This window comes from Mariprofundus sp. NF (assembly GCF_013387455.1).
Classification (GTDB): Bacteria; Pseudomonadota; Zetaproteobacteria; order Mariprofundales; family Mariprofundaceae; genus Mariprofundus.
Window position 1 is genome coordinate 90,635 of the sequence record NZ_VWNC01000006.1, and the last position, 14,551, is coordinate 105,185.

Annotated in this window: 16 protein-coding genes; 6 read left to right on the plus strand and 10 right to left on the minus strand. The window is 50.7% G+C overall.

Translation table 11 applies throughout. The features are described 5' to 3' along the window. Positions 1 to 57: 57 nt before the first annotated feature. Positions 58 to 837 (minus strand): thiazole synthase, encoded by a 780-nt coding sequence (locus F3F96_RS09505; protein ID WP_305058164.1) that lies wholly within the window; start codon positions 835 to 837, stop codon positions 58 to 60. A 281-nt stretch (positions 838 to 1,118) separates the two neighbouring features. Next, positions 1,119 to 1,328 (minus strand): sulfur carrier protein ThiS, encoded by a 210-nt coding sequence (gene thiS, locus F3F96_RS09510; RefSeq protein ID WP_176963024.1) that lies wholly within the window; start codon positions 1,326 to 1,328, stop codon positions 1,119 to 1,121. Between the two features lie 129 nt (positions 1,329 to 1,457). On the opposite strand from thiS, the gene F3F96_RS09515 reads away from it, so the two are divergent. From F3F96_RS09515 to accC, 4 genes are read left to right on the plus strand one after another with little or no spacing between them, the layout of a single operon-like run. Further along, positions 1,458 to 1,907, plus strand: a complete 450-nt coding sequence (locus F3F96_RS09515) for a M48 family metallopeptidase (protein WP_241697767.1) — start codon at positions 1,458 to 1,460, stop codon at positions 1,905 to 1,907. A gap of 5 nt (positions 1,908 to 1,912) precedes the next feature. Continuing rightward, positions 1,913 to 2,359 carry a type II 3-dehydroquinate dehydratase gene (gene aroQ / locus F3F96_RS09520; protein ID WP_176963121.1) on the plus strand — a complete coding sequence of 149 codons (447 nt, stop codon included), beginning with the start codon at positions 1,913 to 1,915 and terminating at the stop codon, positions 2,357 to 2,359. Between the two features lie 19 nt (positions 2,360 to 2,378). Continuing rightward, the gene (gene accB, locus F3F96_RS09525) at positions 2,379 to 2,828 is read left to right on the plus strand and encodes an acetyl-CoA carboxylase biotin carboxyl carrier protein (protein ID WP_176963025.1); all 450 of its coding nucleotides are present in this window, start codon (positions 2,379 to 2,381) and stop codon (positions 2,826 to 2,828) included. A gap of 11 nt (positions 2,829 to 2,839) precedes the next feature. Then, positions 2,840 to 4,189 (plus strand): acetyl-CoA carboxylase biotin carboxylase subunit, encoded by a 1,350-nt coding sequence (gene accC / locus F3F96_RS09530; RefSeq protein ID WP_176963026.1) that lies wholly within the window; start codon positions 2,840 to 2,842, stop codon positions 4,187 to 4,189. 224 nt (positions 4,190 to 4,413) lie between these two features. Here accC and F3F96_RS09535 read toward each other — a convergent pair whose 3' ends face one another. Together F3F96_RS09535 and pssA are read right to left on the minus strand one after the other, a co-directional pair. Then, positions 4,414 to 5,958 (minus strand): 2-isopropylmalate synthase, encoded by a 1,545-nt coding sequence (locus F3F96_RS09535; RefSeq protein ID WP_176963027.1) that lies wholly within the window; start codon positions 5,956 to 5,958, stop codon positions 4,414 to 4,416. Positions 5,959 to 6,162: 204 nt separating this feature from the next. Beyond that, a complete protein-coding gene (gene pssA / locus F3F96_RS09540) occupies positions 6,163 to 6,957 on the minus strand; it encodes a CDP-diacylglycerol--serine O-phosphatidyltransferase (RefSeq protein ID WP_370465530.1) in 795 nt (264 codons plus the stop codon). Positions 6,958 to 7,113: 156 nt separating this feature from the next. Between pssA and F3F96_RS09545 the strand changes: the two genes are divergently transcribed. Further along, positions 7,114 to 8,181, plus strand: coding sequence for a cyclic nucleotide-binding domain-containing protein (locus tag F3F96_RS09545; RefSeq protein ID WP_176963028.1), 1,068 nt, complete (start codon positions 7,114 to 7,116; stop codon positions 8,179 to 8,181). 13 nt (positions 8,182 to 8,194) lie between these two features. On the opposite strand, the gene F3F96_RS09550 is transcribed toward F3F96_RS09545, so the two are convergent. The 6 genes from F3F96_RS09550 to F3F96_RS09575 form a co-directional block, all read right to left on the minus strand. Further along, positions 8,195 to 9,424, minus strand: a complete 1,230-nt coding sequence (locus F3F96_RS09550) for a hypothetical protein (RefSeq protein WP_176963123.1) — start codon at positions 9,422 to 9,424, stop codon at positions 8,195 to 8,197. Continuing rightward, positions 9,408 to 10,109, minus strand: a complete 702-nt coding sequence (locus tag F3F96_RS09555; RefSeq protein WP_176963029.1) for an ABC transporter ATP-binding protein — start codon at positions 10,107 to 10,109, stop codon at positions 9,408 to 9,410. Before F3F96_RS09555 ends, F3F96_RS09550 begins: the two co-directional genes overlap by 17 nt. Positions 10,110 to 10,120: 11 nt before the next feature. Beyond that, positions 10,121 to 11,359, minus strand: coding sequence for an FtsX-like permease family protein (locus F3F96_RS09560; protein ID WP_176963030.1), 1,239 nt, complete (start codon positions 11,357 to 11,359; stop codon positions 10,121 to 10,123). Between the two features lie 10 nt (positions 11,360 to 11,369). Beyond that, on the minus strand, positions 11,370 to 12,590 hold the full coding sequence (locus F3F96_RS09565) for an FtsX-like permease family protein (RefSeq protein ID WP_241697768.1): 1,221 nt from the start codon (positions 12,588 to 12,590) through the stop codon (positions 11,370 to 11,372). 12 nt (positions 12,591 to 12,602) lie between these two features. Next, a complete protein-coding gene (locus F3F96_RS09570; RefSeq protein ID WP_241697769.1) occupies positions 12,603 to 13,319 on the minus strand; it encodes an outer membrane lipoprotein-sorting protein in 717 nt (238 codons plus the stop codon). 102 nt (positions 13,320 to 13,421) lie between these two features. Beyond that, positions 13,422 to 13,787, minus strand: coding sequence for a DUF6164 family protein (locus tag F3F96_RS09575; RefSeq protein WP_176963032.1), 366 nt, complete (start codon positions 13,785 to 13,787; stop codon positions 13,422 to 13,424). A gap of 283 nt (positions 13,788 to 14,070) precedes the next feature. On the opposite strand from F3F96_RS09575, the gene F3F96_RS12620 reads away from it, so the two are divergent. Continuing rightward, positions 14,071 to 14,505 carry a prepilin-type N-terminal cleavage/methylation domain-containing protein gene (locus tag F3F96_RS12620; RefSeq protein WP_370465535.1) on the plus strand — a complete coding sequence of 145 codons (435 nt, stop codon included), beginning with the start codon at positions 14,071 to 14,073 and terminating at the stop codon, positions 14,503 to 14,505. The last annotated feature ends 46 nt before the right edge of the window (positions 14,506 to 14,551 follow it).

Genomic DNA, 14,551 nt, shown 5'->3' on the forward strand with positions numbered 1-14,551 from the left:
CTGATCAAAAAAAGCACACTATCTGTGTTTATCTGCGTTAATCAGCGTCTAATTTATTTAATCCCAGATGTAACCTTCAGTTGGTGATGAAGCACTGGCAAAGGCGCGTTTTGGCATACGTCCGGCCAGATAGGCCTGACGCCCTGCCCTGACTGCATCGCGCATCGCTTTAGCCATCAGACACTCATCTTTGGCTTCTGCAATGGCAGTATTAATCAGTACAGCATCTGCACCCAGCTCCATCGATTTCGCAGCATCAGAAGCAGTACCAATGCCGGCATCGACAACAATCGGAACCGATGCGCGCTCTTTGATGACGCGAATATTGAACGGATTAGCAAGTCCACGTCCTGAACCGATCGGATTACCCAGTGGCATCACTGCCACGCAACCAATCTCCTCCAGCCGTGTTGCCACAATCGGATCATCATTGGTGTAGACCATCACCTCAAAACCCTCTGCAACCAGCGTCTCGGCGGCATTGATCGTCTCAACCACATTGGGATAAAGCGTCTGTGTATCGCCAAGCACCTCCAGCTTCACAAGGTTCCAGCCACCGGCTTCACGAGCCAGACGCAGGGTGCGCACCGCATCATCGGCATTAAAACAGCCTGCTGTATTAGGCAGAATGGTATATTTTTTCGGATCGATATAATCGAGCAGATTCTCTTTGCCAGGGTCAGTAATATTCACACGACGCACAGCCACAGTAATCATCTCAGCATCTGATGCTTCGGTAGCATCTTTGGTGGTCTGAAAATCTTTGTATTTACCAGAGCCTACAATGAGTCTCGATCTGAACTCATGGCTACCTACTTTAAACATATCATCAGACATCTAATCAAACTCCCCTTCCGCACAATCTGTACGGGAAAACGTCGCAACTTTTGCTCTTTTGTGCAAGCACGGGATGAATCATCCCATACACTAAGCAATAATTCCCTTCCGCACACGACGTGCGGCTTTTGACTCAGGCTATCCTGAGCCTTCGAGGCTGTGCCCCGCAGCATGCGTCCAATTCGGCTATTCTTCCGAATTGTGTAAACAGGCGAAAATCACACTTTCCGACTGCGAAAACAAGTAAAAGCCACGCAAGCCTTTTATGAATCGATCAAACCTTATCCGCCACCGATCATGTGAACCAGTTCAATGCGGTCACCATTTTTCAAAGCGGCGCTCTCATACTGGCTTCTGGGAACCACCTCAAGATTACACTCAATGGCAATCATCCGTTTCTCCAGTCCCATTTCAGTTACCAGTTCACTCAGGGTGGTTGCCTGCACTATCCGGTCTTCGCCATTGATATGGATGGTAATCTCGTCAGACATGCAAGCCCCTATAAAATCCACAAAAAAACAACCGTAATGATCATTTTTTGACCAGAATCGATCTTTTTTCACCTGTTTATGCATTCATCCCGATTGACCCGGTATATACGAACACTTAGTGTGAGCCGCATGCTAACAGCAAGCGCCAGCACACCCAATACCCGGCAGTTAAAAGCTAAGTCAGCCCCTGTGCCAGGCAACTGGTACGGTGTCGCAGCTGGCATGCATGCGGCAAAAGAGGCGATTGCCAACAGTGATCTAAAATCAGCTGAGAAGATTCTCAATGAATTGATCGCCTTTGCCCCTTCTGAAACATCTGCGTGGCAGCTTCTGGCTCGCATACAGAGAAAACTCGGCAAGATTGAAGCAGGCATACAGAGCGCTACCCGTGCACTTAAATTGCAGAATGCCCGCCAGGTGCCGCAAACACCCGCATCAAGCACACTGGCCAGACTGCTCTGGCAGCAAGGCGAAAAAGAGCATGCAGTTAAAATGCTTGCTCTGCTCATGATGCGTCAGCCCGAAGATCCTTCACTACAAACACTTAAGAACGATTGGGAGAGGGAGACCGACTCATGAAAAACCTGCGCATTCTTGTTCTGCATGGACCAAACCTCAACCTTCTCGGCACACGTGAACCCGGCCACTATGGACATCTCACGCTTGCTGATATCAACCAGTCACTGATTGAGCTGGGTGACAACCTCGGAATCGAGATATCCAGCTTCCAGAGCAATCACGAAGGCGAGCTGGTTGATCGCATCCATCAGGCTGCCAGTGACCATATCGATGGTATTGTTATCAATCCGGCAGCCTACACCCACACCAGCATTGCGCTTCGTGATGCTATGCTGGCGATCAACATCCCGTTTATTGAAGTGCACCTATCTAATATTCACCGCCGTGAAGAGTTTCGTCATCACTCCATGCTGGCGGCTGCCGCCACAGGTATCGTGGCTGGCTTTGGTGCAACCTCATACCAGCTGGCCCTGCGCGGCCTGCAAGACCATTTGCGTCAGATAAAAGACTAACTAAAACAAGGAGATCAACTTGGATATTTCTCAAATTCGCAAACTTATTAAACTGATTCAGAGCACCGATGTTACAGAGATTGAAGTCACCGAAGGTGCTGAAACTGTACGCATCTCGCGTGGCTCCCCTGTGGCAGCAGCCCCGGTTTATGCTGCAGCTCCTGCCGCACCCGTTGCAGCCCCTGTTGCTCCAGCAGCCGTAGCTGAAAGCCCTGCCGAAAGCACGGCCAATCAGGTTAAATCACCAATGGTAGGCACCTTCTACTCATCCCCTAGCCCTGAAGCTGATACCTTTGTTGCCATCGGCCAGAAAATTAAAAAGGGTGATACCCTCTGCATCATTGAAGCGATGAAGATGATGAATGAGATCGAGTCGGAGTATGATGGTGTGGTTGAAGCCATTCTTGCCGATAATGCAACGTCAGTAGAATACGGCCAGCCGATTTTCGTTATCACACCACTGGGCTGATCGGAGGATACATGTTTCACAAAATTCTGATCGCCAACCGTGGCGAAATTGCCGTACGCATTATCCGTGCCTGTAAAGAGCTTGGGATCCGTTCGGTCGCCGTCTACTCTGAAGCAGATCGTGACTGCATGCATACAAGGCTCGCTGATGAGTCGGTCTGTATCGGGCCTGCATCAAGCGCCCTCTCCTACCTTAATATTGCGGCCATCATGGCAGCTGCTGAACTGACTGATGCGCAAGCCATTCATCCCGGTTTCGGCTTTCTGGCTGAAAATGCCGAATTTGCCGATATCGTTAACGAATCCGGCCTTGTCTGGATCGGCCCGACGCCTGAATCGATGCGTATCATGGGTGATAAAGTTACTGCCAAGAAGAAGATGGAGATCGCTGGAGTCCCTCTGGTCCCAGGTTCAGACGGTGCAGTAAACGACATTGAAGAAGCCAGAGCAATCGCCAAAAAGTCCGGTTTCCCACTGATTATCAAAGCATCTGCTGGCGGCGGTGGTCGTGGTATGAAGGTGGTGCACTCCGAGGCATCTTTTTCAAACGCTTTCTCCATGTGCAAAGCAGAAGCCGGTGCGGCATTTGGTGATGATACAGTCTTTATCGAAAAGTTCCTCGTCGAGCCGCGTCACATCGAGGTGCAGGTGCTCGGCGATACGCACGGTAATCTCGTTCACCTTTACGAGCGCGAATGTTCCATGCAGCGCAATAATCAGAAGGTACTTGAAGAGGCACCAAGCCCGTCAATAGATTCGGAAACACGTGAGAAGATCTGTGCCGCAGGTCTGGCTGCAGCCAAGGCAGTAAATTATGTCGGCGCAGGCACCATCGAATTCCTGATGAATGCGGATAACTCCTTCTATTTCATGGAGATGAACACCCGCATTCAGGTGGAACATCCGGTAACAGAATGGATCACCGGTGTTGATCTGATCGAGTGGCAGATCCGTGTAGCCAACGGTGAAGAGCTCGCCTTCAAACAGGAAGACCTCAAGATCAAGGGGCACGCGATTGAGTGCCGTATCAATGCGGAACACCCGTTCAAGTTCACCCCGTCACCGGGCACTGTGGAGCTCTATCATGCACCCGGCGGTCGCAGTGTACGTGTCGATTCACACCTCTATACAGGTTATAAAATCCCACCCCACTACGACTCGATGATCGGTAAAATCATCACCCATGCTCGTGATCGCGAAAAGTGTATCCGTCGTATGCAGCGGGCGATTGATGAACTGGTCGTTCTGGGAGTCACCACCAATCAGGAGCTGCATCAGCGTCTGCTGGCCAATCCCGGATTCCAGAAGGGTGAGTTCAATATTCACTTCCTGGAGAAGTGGCTGAAACAGATGAGTTTATGATGAAGGGTTAGGAGTGGAGGCGTTAGGAGTGAGGGGCTCACACCTCACTCCTGACTATTCACCCTTTCACCTCACTCTTCACCATGAACCTGTAAGGGAATCAATAACAAAGAAAGGCCGGGCAAATGCCCGGCCTTTCTTGATTTCACTATGTTTCATCAAACAGATGAAGGATTAGGAGTGAGAGACTGACACCTTACGCCTGACACCTCACTCCTCTCCCCTCACACCCCTGAGTATTGCGCATGAAGCTCTCTGGCGTGCATGTTAGGAAGCTTATTCAGTGCGGCGATCAGTGCCTTGGCAGATGCCACAATAATATCGGTATCTGCCCCCTGCCCGTTCACAATACGCTCACCATCCTGCAAGCGTACTGTCACTTCACCCTGAGCATCGGTACCGACGGTAATGGCGTTCACGGCATAGAGCAGGAGCTTGCCATTGGGCTCAACCATCGATTTGATCGCCTGGAAAGCAGCATCCACAGGGCCATCGCCTTGTGCTGTCGCCTTGTGCCGAACGCCCTCGATCTCCAACTCAACTGCAGCCACCGGCGCGTCATTGGTGCCTGATGCCGCATGCAGACTGATCAACTTCACACGTTCAGTATCAATATTAGAGTCATCAGAGAGAATCGACATCAGATCTTCATCGAAGATATCCTTCTTCTTATCCGCCAACACCTTGAAGCGATCAAAGATCACAATCAGACGCTCATCATCCAGCTCTATGCCCAATTCAACATAACGGGCTTTAAGCGCTGCACGACCGGAGTGTTTACCCAGAACCATACGATTGGCTCTCCAACCGACCGATTCAGGCGTCATGATCTCATAGGTTTTCTTATGTTTGAGCATGCCGTCCTGATGGATACCGGACTCATGGGCAAAAGCATTAGCCCCGACAATCGCTTTGTTCGGCTGAATCGGCATGCCGGTAATCTGGCTAACCAGTTTTGAGGTCGGCACAATCTTGGTGGTATCAATGCCCATCTCAACATCATAACGGTCGGCACGGGTTTTCATGATCATCACGATCTCTTCCAGAGCCGCATTGCCTGCCCGCTCGCCCAGTCCATTGATGGTGCACTCGACCTGCCGCGCACCGTTTTCGACTGCCGCCAGTGAGTTGGCCACTGCAAGGCCCAGATCATTATGGCAATGCACAGAGAAGATAGCCTGATCAGAGTTTGGAACACGTTCAATCAGAGTGCGAATACGCCAGCCGAACTCATCAGGCGTCATATAACCGACCGTATCCGGAATATTAATCACACGGGCACCGGCTTTAATTACCGACTCTACGATTCGGCAGAGGAAATCCATCTCGGAACGCCCTGCATCTTCAGCAGAGAACTCAACCTCAGGCACCAGTGAGCGGGCCTGCTTCACTGCCGCAACAGCACGCTCGACCACCTGATCCGGGCTCATGCGCAGCTTGGCTTCCATATGAATCGGACTTGTCGCAATAAAAGTGTGAATGCGAGCACGATCACCAGCCGGTTTTACAGCCTCGCCAGCGCGGGCGATATCACCCTGCGCGGCTCTTGCCAGACCGGCAATGACCGGGCCATGCACTTCACTGGCAATGCGGTGAACCGCTTCGAAATCACCCGGTGATGCGATCGGGAAACCCGCCTCAATAATGTCCACGCCAAGTTTGGCCAGTGAATGGGCTACGCGCATCTTCTCTTCAATGTTCATCGAACAGCCCGGTGACTGCTCGCCATCACGCAGTGTTGTATCGAATATATACAAGCGATCAGACATTATTAACTCCTATCTTCATCCAATAAAATCAGCACCAACAAAAAAGGCCGCGGAAATCCGCGGCCTGTACATCATCAGCTGAATCCAATCAGCAGACGCACAGACCCGTTCGAAGTAGTAGGTACTTCGTTGCAGTGGTGAATGCAGACAACTGTTTGTTCATGCGACGCATTAAAGCACCATGCAACTGGCGGGTCAATTCTCTTAACCCTGATCAGACTCTTCGCCATCACTCTGCTGTTTGCGGTTGAGCTTTCGCTGCTGACGGTACTGGGTGAGGCGCCTGTTCTGCCACAGACTCAAAATCGGCCCATGCAGGCAGTAGACAAACATAATGCCGAACGGCACGCGATACGGATCAATGGCAACAAGACCGATCACCAGAATCATACCGATCAGCACACCGGTTGAGTGACGCTGTTTCAGATCAATATCTTTACCCGAAATAAAACGGACATTACTTAGCATCAACCAGGCAAGTAAAAGCGAGAGGAAGAACCAGAGCCATGGCCATGGGCTGAATTGACCATCAACATGGTAAAGTACGGCGGTGGCAATCAGCAGCGCCACACCCGGCGTCGGCAGACCCTGAAAATAACGTTTATCCTGATGCTCCAGCTGAACATTAAAACGCGCTAGTCGGATAGCTGCTCCGGCAACCAGGAAAAAACCACCCAGCCATGCCAATTTATGCAGGTCAGGGCCAAGATTCAACAGTGCCCACATATAGAGAAGCACAGCAGGTGCAATACCGAAGGAGAGCATATCACAGAGAGAGTCATACTCTGCACCGAAGGAGGTTTCGGCATGCAGAAGTCTTGCCACACGGCCATCGAGCATATCAAACACAGCAGCAGCAAGAATCGCCCAGGCCGCAAGTTCAAAGCGCCCTTGAACAGCCGCAAGCAGTGCATAGAAACCGGCAAATAAGCCCATCGTGGTAAACAGGCTAGGCAGCAGATATACGCCGCGTCGGGTAACCGCATCTTTAATTGGCACTGGCTTCTCCTGCTTGCTCTTCAAGAGCGAATAAAATGGAGCCGTGAGGCTTACCAGAGATTGGATGTTCTGTAATCATGGGCTAAGACTAGCGACAACCATGACCATACCCAAGCAATGTATGACAATCCCGTTTCATAGGCTATGCTTGCAACCATGTCACTGAGTCAACAAAAGCTCCTGCACAGCTATCTGCTGCTGCATCATATCTTCCCCGAAGATATGCATATTGTGCGTCCACTGATTCAGATGTTGCAGAAAACTGAGCGTATCAAAGAGGCACGCAATCTCGCGCTGAGCATGGCCAGACGCATGCTGGCCAGTGGCAAAGGCGGTTTTGCGCTCGGATTTCTGGCGATCTGCAAACAGCTTAATCATCCCAAAACTGATGAGATCGAAGCACTCTCGAATATGGCACAGATCACCAGCGCCGGTTTTCAGGAATCAAGTACCGGATCAGGCCACCTGTTTGCCCTGATTGATCAACTTTCTGATCAGGAAGCGCTCGATTTCATCACACAGGCAACCCTGATACAGGCTGAGGCCGGTGAGGATATTGTGAGCCAGGGTGAGGCCAGCGAAACCTTCTATCTGATCCTCGAAGGTGCGGTGGATGTTCGCCTGATGCTGGCTGATGCCAGTTCAAAAACACTGACCACACTTAAAGCCGGTGATTTCTTCGGCGAATTTGCCTGCCTCTATAAGCTGAATCGTTCAGCAACGGTGACGGCCAACAGCTTGACCCGAATGCTTGAGTTCTCCAGCCAATCGATCACCAAACTGATAGAGCGCTCCCCTCTGGCAGGTGATCAGCTTATCCGTACGGTACAGACCCGCATGGTACATGCGATGACTCATGCCATGCCTGCATTCTCCCAACTGCCTGAAGAGGACAAGCTCTGGGCTGCTGAAGAGTCTGTCGTTAATTTATATGAAGCTGGGGAAGCGATCCCGATCAGCGATCTTTCTGCACCTGTCTGCCATATCATCCTCTCCGGTGAAGCAGAGTTGAGTATACCTGATGGTCAACAGATAAACCTCTGCAGTGGAGATTTCTTCGGTACGGTTAATCCGCACATCGAGCTGCCTTTTGAGTCCGAAATAAGAACAAAAGAGCGTGCGCTGGTGTGTGAGATGCCCGAGAATATTTTCAACACCTTTATGAAACTCTACGCATCCTTTGAACAACATGTAGAGCAGGTCAATACGAGCAGATTTATCTAGGTGTCTGTTAAGGTTAAAAATAGCTGCGAATCTCTGCACTTAGCGAATTAGGATAGAGACCAAACTCGCTGTTGATGCGCGCACCAACCGGCCTTACTCCCCTTGCCACTGCCCCACTGAAAGCAAGCTCGGACTCATCACTCAATGAGTAGAGCAGGTAAACAGCCGCCAGCGCCGAGTGATCCATCCAGTTATAGATCACTGTCAGATCCCCGCTCAGTAGCGGTGTAAACTCATAGCTGGCTCCCAATGCACTATAGTTTCTCGCCAGATAGCTGCCTTGCGTAGCCAGAACTGCACCATAAGTCGCACTGTTTGAGGCACCACCACCGTGATAAAACTGCTCTGCGCGCAGGCTCAATGTACTTTCCCAACGATGCTCCAGCCCCAAAGCGAACTCCACCCGTCGCTTTAGCCCTGCCTGATCAGGGAAATTCACATGTCCCTCCGCCCTGACTCCCAACCACTCAAACAACTCACCCTGCAGATCACCACCGACCACCCGATCCTTTTTCACCGAACCAGCCAGCAGTGCCAGTTCAAAATCACCGAACAGCGCGGAGATGCGGGCCAGGTACGAATTCCTAGCCGCATCAACCCGATTGCTCCAACCATTGTCTCCGCCGGCATCAAGTCGATACCCCAGCACCGAAATCAGCGACAGCTGTGAGATATCAGCCAACTGAACATCTGCCCGCAACGCATCCACGCCGGGTTTATATGAGCGGAAAAAAGTTTGTGCAGCAAAAGGAGCAAAGAAATCGTTGGGGGTGAAATAGAAAGTAGTGGCCAGATTGACCGGCTGCCGCCCTGCTTTGATGTTCACTCTGTTTGATGCGTACTGCAGGTTCAGACGATCGATCAGCAGATGGGCCGCCCTGCTATAGTAACTCCAGTCAACAAGATCACTGCGCTCCACCCCCTGCAAGGTGAGCAGATTGCTGCCACCATGTTGCAATGTTAGCGGGACATAATTTTGCACAGCATGCATCTCAATGCTCCATGCGTCACTTATCCCTGCATCGATCATCAGCCGGCCAGAGCCAGCCAGACCTGATACAGAGCGTTTATTGTAAAAAACAGGAGCATTCGGATTCTTTAACAGCAGACCGGAACCGCGCAGCAGCCCTCTGATCTCCAGAGAGCTCTTCTCATCTGACCAGGAGATAAAGGCATACGCTGGCTGCACACACAAAAACAGCATCAACAGTGATAAGGTGGCAGCTTTAAGCGCTAATTTCATCCGACTCAATCTTGCCATCATGCACACGAATGGTGCGTTTAGCCCGATCCATCACATGCTGATCATGGGTGGAGAAAAGGAAGGTAATGCCCTGCTCCCGGTTCAACTGCTGCATCAGATCAAGTAGTGCTTCTGCAGTATGTGAATCAACATTAGCTGTCGGTTCATCGGCCAAAACAATGGCCGGAGAAGTTACGATGGCCCTGGCAATCGCCACCCGTTGCTGTTGACCGCCACTCATCTCATCAGGGCGCCGATGCTCCAGCCCTTCAAGCCCTACTGCTGCCAATGTTGCCATCACCCGCTCACGAGCTTCCGCCTCACTTACCCCCTGCAGATTCAGCACAAACTCCGCATTCTCATAAGCGGTCATCACTGGAATCAGATTATAGGCCTGAAAAACAAATCCGATGCGATTCTTACGCACCTGGGATAGCTGGCTGTTATCGAGTGTGGAGAGATCAATGCCATCAACCAGAATCTGGCCCGAAGTCGGTACATCAAGGCCACCAATCAGATTCAGTATGCTTGTTTTACCGGATCCAGACGGCCCACAGAGCACAGCAAAATCGCCACTCTCAATAGCCAGAGACACACCATTGACCGCATGCACATCGACTTTTCCCTGACGATAGGTTTTCACGACATCCTGCATACGGACAATATATCTCTCTTCAGACGGCATATCTTCGCTCCTCATATCGTCTTCAGGCTCTCAACCGGAGGCACGCGCCCTGCCCGCCATGCCGGATATACTCCTGCCAGCAGAGCCAGTATAAACAGACCGCCAAGGATCGCTATGATACTCTCTTTGAACAGTCTGGCTTTGAAGACCGGATCAACCAGTACTCCGCCATAGCTGAAATCAGTGCCGAATGCGCCGGAGAAATCGATGCCGGTATTATAAAGAAAATAGTACCAGGGTGCGGTGATGATAATACCCAGCAGCAGTCCAACAATGGCCAACCAGAATGACTCCACCATCACCAGTTTAAAGAGCACCTTCGGCGACATACCAACGGCCATCATCACTCCGAATTCACGGCTTCGCTCCAGCACACTCATCAACATGGTATTAAGAATGCCAACGGCAATCAGCAGGCCAACAAGAAACTGGCTGATATAGTTACCCGCTTTATCAAAGGCGATCACACCGGCCAGATCGGGCTGCGACTTCTTCCAGGTCAACACCTCTGCCTCATGCGCCTCAGGGAGTGCCGCCAACTCATCACGCATGGCCTCGGCATGGCGTTGATCGCTGATCACCACAGCGATCACGGTCGCCTCATCCGGCGCATATTTCAGATTCTTCTGCACGCTGCCAATCGGTAGCAGCGCCATGATGCCATCAACCATATCAATGCCGGTGGTGAAGATGCCGGTGACGCGAGTGATATCGCTGATGATCTCGCCGTTGGCATCGGTGGTGGTATAGACGATCTTTTTACCAAGCTTTACATGTAGTTTTTTAGCCAGTCTGCTACCGATGACAATGCCCCGCCCCTGTTTGTCGGAGAACAGTTCCCCTTCAACAATGGAGTGTTTGAGCAGATTGTTGGCACTGCTCTCATAAGCCGGATCAACCGCAATAAATGCCCCTCCCACACTTTTTCGAGCGCTGGCAAACATCGCCTGGCCGGTGATGCGCACAGTGACATTGGCAACACCATCCATACCCATAATGCGCTGGTGCAGTTTCTCTGTCTGTTTAAGGCGTTTATCCAGCGTCGGTTTAAGATGATACCCAACCGGCTGCACCGTCACATGGCCCATGCCCATGCTGGCCCCCATATCGATCATATTGGTATAGGTGTAATCACCGGAGCCGGTAAAGGTAACCGAGAGCATAACTCCGAAACCGATGGAGAAGGCAGTGATAAGCGTGCGTCGCTTCCTGCGCCAGATATTGCGCCAAGCCAGTTGATTGAGATTCATGGTTTCATACTCATCGGAAATAGATCGCTTTGACCGGACTTAATAGTGCGGCTTTAGCAGCCGGATAGATCACGGCCAGCGCAGCAACGAGCAGCAGGAAGACAAACGGGTAGATCAACGATTCAGCTGTTAGAGCAGCATACCAGACCGGATCAAATGCAATGCCGCCATAGGAGATAGAGCCGGCAATGGCAGACATATCAATACCATGTGTCTGATAGTAATCAGCAATCCACCAGCCTCCAAGCAGGCCAGTAAACGCAGCCAGTAGTGCCATCATCATTGTTTCGGCAAAGACCAGACCTACCAGCTGCCATGGAGAGACACCGAGCGCCTTCATGATGCCAAACTCATGGATGCGCTCAAACACATTCATCAGCATCGCATTGAGTACAACTGTTGCCACGGCGATATAGAAGATCACCAGCATGATCATAATCTGCACATCGGCAGTTTCGATCATACGGGCGACAACCGGCATCAGCTGCTTCCAGTTTTTTACCTCCAGCCCCTCCGCCAACAGTGCAATTTTTGCTGTCTCAATATCCAGATCACTGCTTCGATCCGGGCGAATCACCACGATCTCATGCGTCCCATCCGGCATGGCCATCAGATCCCTGAGTGTCTGCATCGGCATGAACATACCCATTCTGTCGATACCATCAGAGACCGACTTCAGCACCCCGCGCACCCTGAACAGCTCATTGGCCATGTAGCCATCTGCACTCTGACCGACAAAGACCAACTCATCGCCCAGCTCAACACCAAGTGTGCCGGCCAGTTTTTTACCCACTACCACGCCATTGCTATCATCCTCATCCAGCCAGACACCGCTGCCAAGATGCCTGTGAAGCTCGGTAACGCTCATCTCCTGTTTTAGATCAACACCGCGCAACTGCACGCCGCTGGAGGCCATGTTGGCCGCCAGAAGCCCGTAGCTGTAGATACGGCTGGCCGCTCTAAAGCCCTGTTTCTCAATCTCCGCCACCAGAGCGTCCGGACTCTCGATACGCGTATAGATATCAGGATCATCACGGTAGCCCTGCGCATGAATCTGGATATCCCCCATATTCATCGACACCACACTGCGCTCACTGCCCTGCATCATCCCCTCCATCAGGGATGAGAAGAAAATCATGATGAAACAGGCAAACGCCATCGCCAGCATGGTCACCAGCGAGCGATGCCAGTTTCTGCGCACATTTCTTGATGCCAGCGTCAGGATTCGCATATCAGAAGAGGATCAGCGGCGTTTCAGACTGGCTTTGGTGAACATCGCATCACTAACTTCGATATTCAGTTCCAGCTCTTCATAGATAAATTCAGTGTACTCATCGGGTCTGTCTGCAGGCACTACGCGCAATAGTGCCGGCCGCATTTTACCACTAAGCAGTTTCATATCGGTAAAGGTAAATGTACGGGCCAGCTGCATATCTTCATCGAAATATCGCTCCTCCAGCGGCGTATAGCTATCAGCCAGAATCGTCAGTAGAAGTTTGCCCCACACCACCGGTGCATCCGGTTTAGGGGTAAGCGTGAACTCAATAATTTCCTGACCGTCGCGCACCCCTTCAAAGCTGATTGAGGCGTCGTAATCCTCCTCAAGTCGTGCCTCTTTGACGAGATCATCATTCGTGAGGTGGCTGCCCATCCATGAGCCCATCATCATACCACTGGTCAGGCGTATCGTGCGATCTGTTTTGGGCAGGTAGGTGTAGATATGATTATCGGACTTAAGCGTCATCGTGCCCTTTTCACGCAGCGGCTCCAGCACACGGAATAGTGTCTTTTCCTTGCCCTTGGACCACCCCTCCATACGCATGGTGCGGGTATAATGCTCTGTCTTCACCCGCATCGTCACCACTGCATAGGATGAATCACCACGCCAGAGATCATCAACCCTGTTCAGAATAAGGGTGGTTCGATCTTCAGCTGCATACAGGTGATCAGTTGTTCCCAATATCAATAGGCATAAAGCAAGAAGAATTAGAAGCACTCTCATATGCATTAGTGTAGAGGATTACAGATAGATTCGAAAGTGGAGAAGCTGCTACAGAGCGTGTTATTTTCCGAAACTGAGAAATGGACTAAGGCTGACATAGAGAATAAACAGCGAGAAAAGAATAAGAACGATCACCATAACCGGGTGCTGCCTAAAGCGGTCGAAAAAGGTCATCTGCTCCCCTTCTGCCTTCAACCGGTTATATTCAGCCTGCTGCTCAACAGATCGCCTCTGCTGGTATTCATCAATCAAAGTTCTGGCCTGATCCTGCTTGTCATCATCGTGCAGCCAGATTGCAGGGGTACCAATGCCAAAGCCACCAGCATGGGTCTCATAAAAGGAGATATCATGCTCACTTAACAGCAGGCGCACATCCTCTGCCTCATCATCCGGCACATCCCTGAGCTTAAACAGTCTTACAGCCACAATATATCTCCATGAGCTAAGAATACCCTGAATTGTTCAGTGTATCCCTAACACTATGCACACACCGCATCTAAATAAAATACCTATATGCAAATATTGTGCTATTATTAGTCATGCAAGCGCCCTCTTTTGACACACTTTGCTGACACTTTTTGTCACAAGGGTGATAAAAAGCTCGATATAGCAACATTTATCTTGGCATCATGCTTGCGATTAGAGAGGTACACATTGCCATGGATGGCAGTAACTTAATAAAGGGAGATTCAATCCAATGATGAATTTAATTAAAAAACAGAAGGGTTTCACACTGATCGAACTGATGATCGTGGTTGCCATCATCGGTATTCTGGCTGCCATCGCAATTCCGCAGTTCGCCAGCTACCGTACTAAAGCTTTCAATACAGCATCAGCTTCTGATACACGTACAGGTGTAACTATTTTTGAAGCATTTTTCACTGATCAAAATGCTTACCCTCAGGCAGAAGCACTGTTTACAGGTTCAGCCACACTTGACAGCTCTGCTGGTGCAACGTCAACCACATGGAACCTCTCTTCTGGTGTAACCGGTGGTTCAACTGGTGGCGGTAACGCTTACGTGATCAGAACCAAACATACTGGTGGTGATGCGTGCTACACAGCAAATCAGGATGCTCCTACAGCAGTAGCTGAATCTGGAACCGCAGGTACTGCCATTACAGCCGTAGGCACTTGTCCTTGATAGATGGTACTGCTTGTTAGTAACAAGCATTGTAATATCCTAAAAA

What these genes read in the sequence shown, in the direction of transcription:
- F3F96_RS09535 (WP_176963027.1), bottom strand. Translation starts at nt 5,958, where the DNA reads ATGTCTGATCGCTTGTATATATTCGATACAACACTGCGTGATGGCGAG.
- F3F96_RS09550 (WP_176963123.1), bottom strand. Translation starts at nt 9,424, where the DNA reads ATGAAATTAGCGCTTAAAGCTGCCACCTTATCACTGTTGATGCTGTTT.
- F3F96_RS09515 (WP_241697767.1), top strand. Translation starts at nt 1,458, where the DNA reads ATGCTAACAGCAAGCGCCAGCACACCCAATACCCGGCAGTTAAAAGCT.
- thiS (WP_176963024.1), bottom strand. Translation starts at nt 1,328, where the DNA reads ATGTCTGACGAGATTACCATCCATATCAATGGCGAAGACCGGATAGTG.
- accC (WP_176963026.1), top strand. Translation starts at nt 2,840, where the DNA reads ATGTTTCACAAAATTCTGATCGCCAACCGTGGCGAAATTGCCGTACGC.
- F3F96_RS09505 (WP_305058164.1), bottom strand. Translation starts at nt 837, where the DNA reads ATGTCTGATGATATGTTTAAAGTAGGTAGCCATGAGTTCAGATCGAGA.
- F3F96_RS09545 (WP_176963028.1), top strand. Translation starts at nt 7,114, where the DNA reads ATGTCACTGAGTCAACAAAAGCTCCTGCACAGCTATCTGCTGCTGCAT.
- F3F96_RS09560 (WP_176963030.1), bottom strand. Translation starts at nt 11,359, where the DNA reads ATGAATCTCAATCAACTGGCTTGGCGCAATATCTGGCGCAGGAAGCGA.
- F3F96_RS09555 (WP_176963029.1), bottom strand. Translation starts at nt 10,109, where the DNA reads ATGCCGTCTGAAGAGAGATATATTGTCCGTATGCAGGATGTCGTGAAA.
- F3F96_RS09565 (WP_241697768.1), bottom strand. Translation starts at nt 12,590, where the DNA reads ATGCGAATCCTGACGCTGGCATCAAGAAATGTGCGCAGAAACTGGCAT.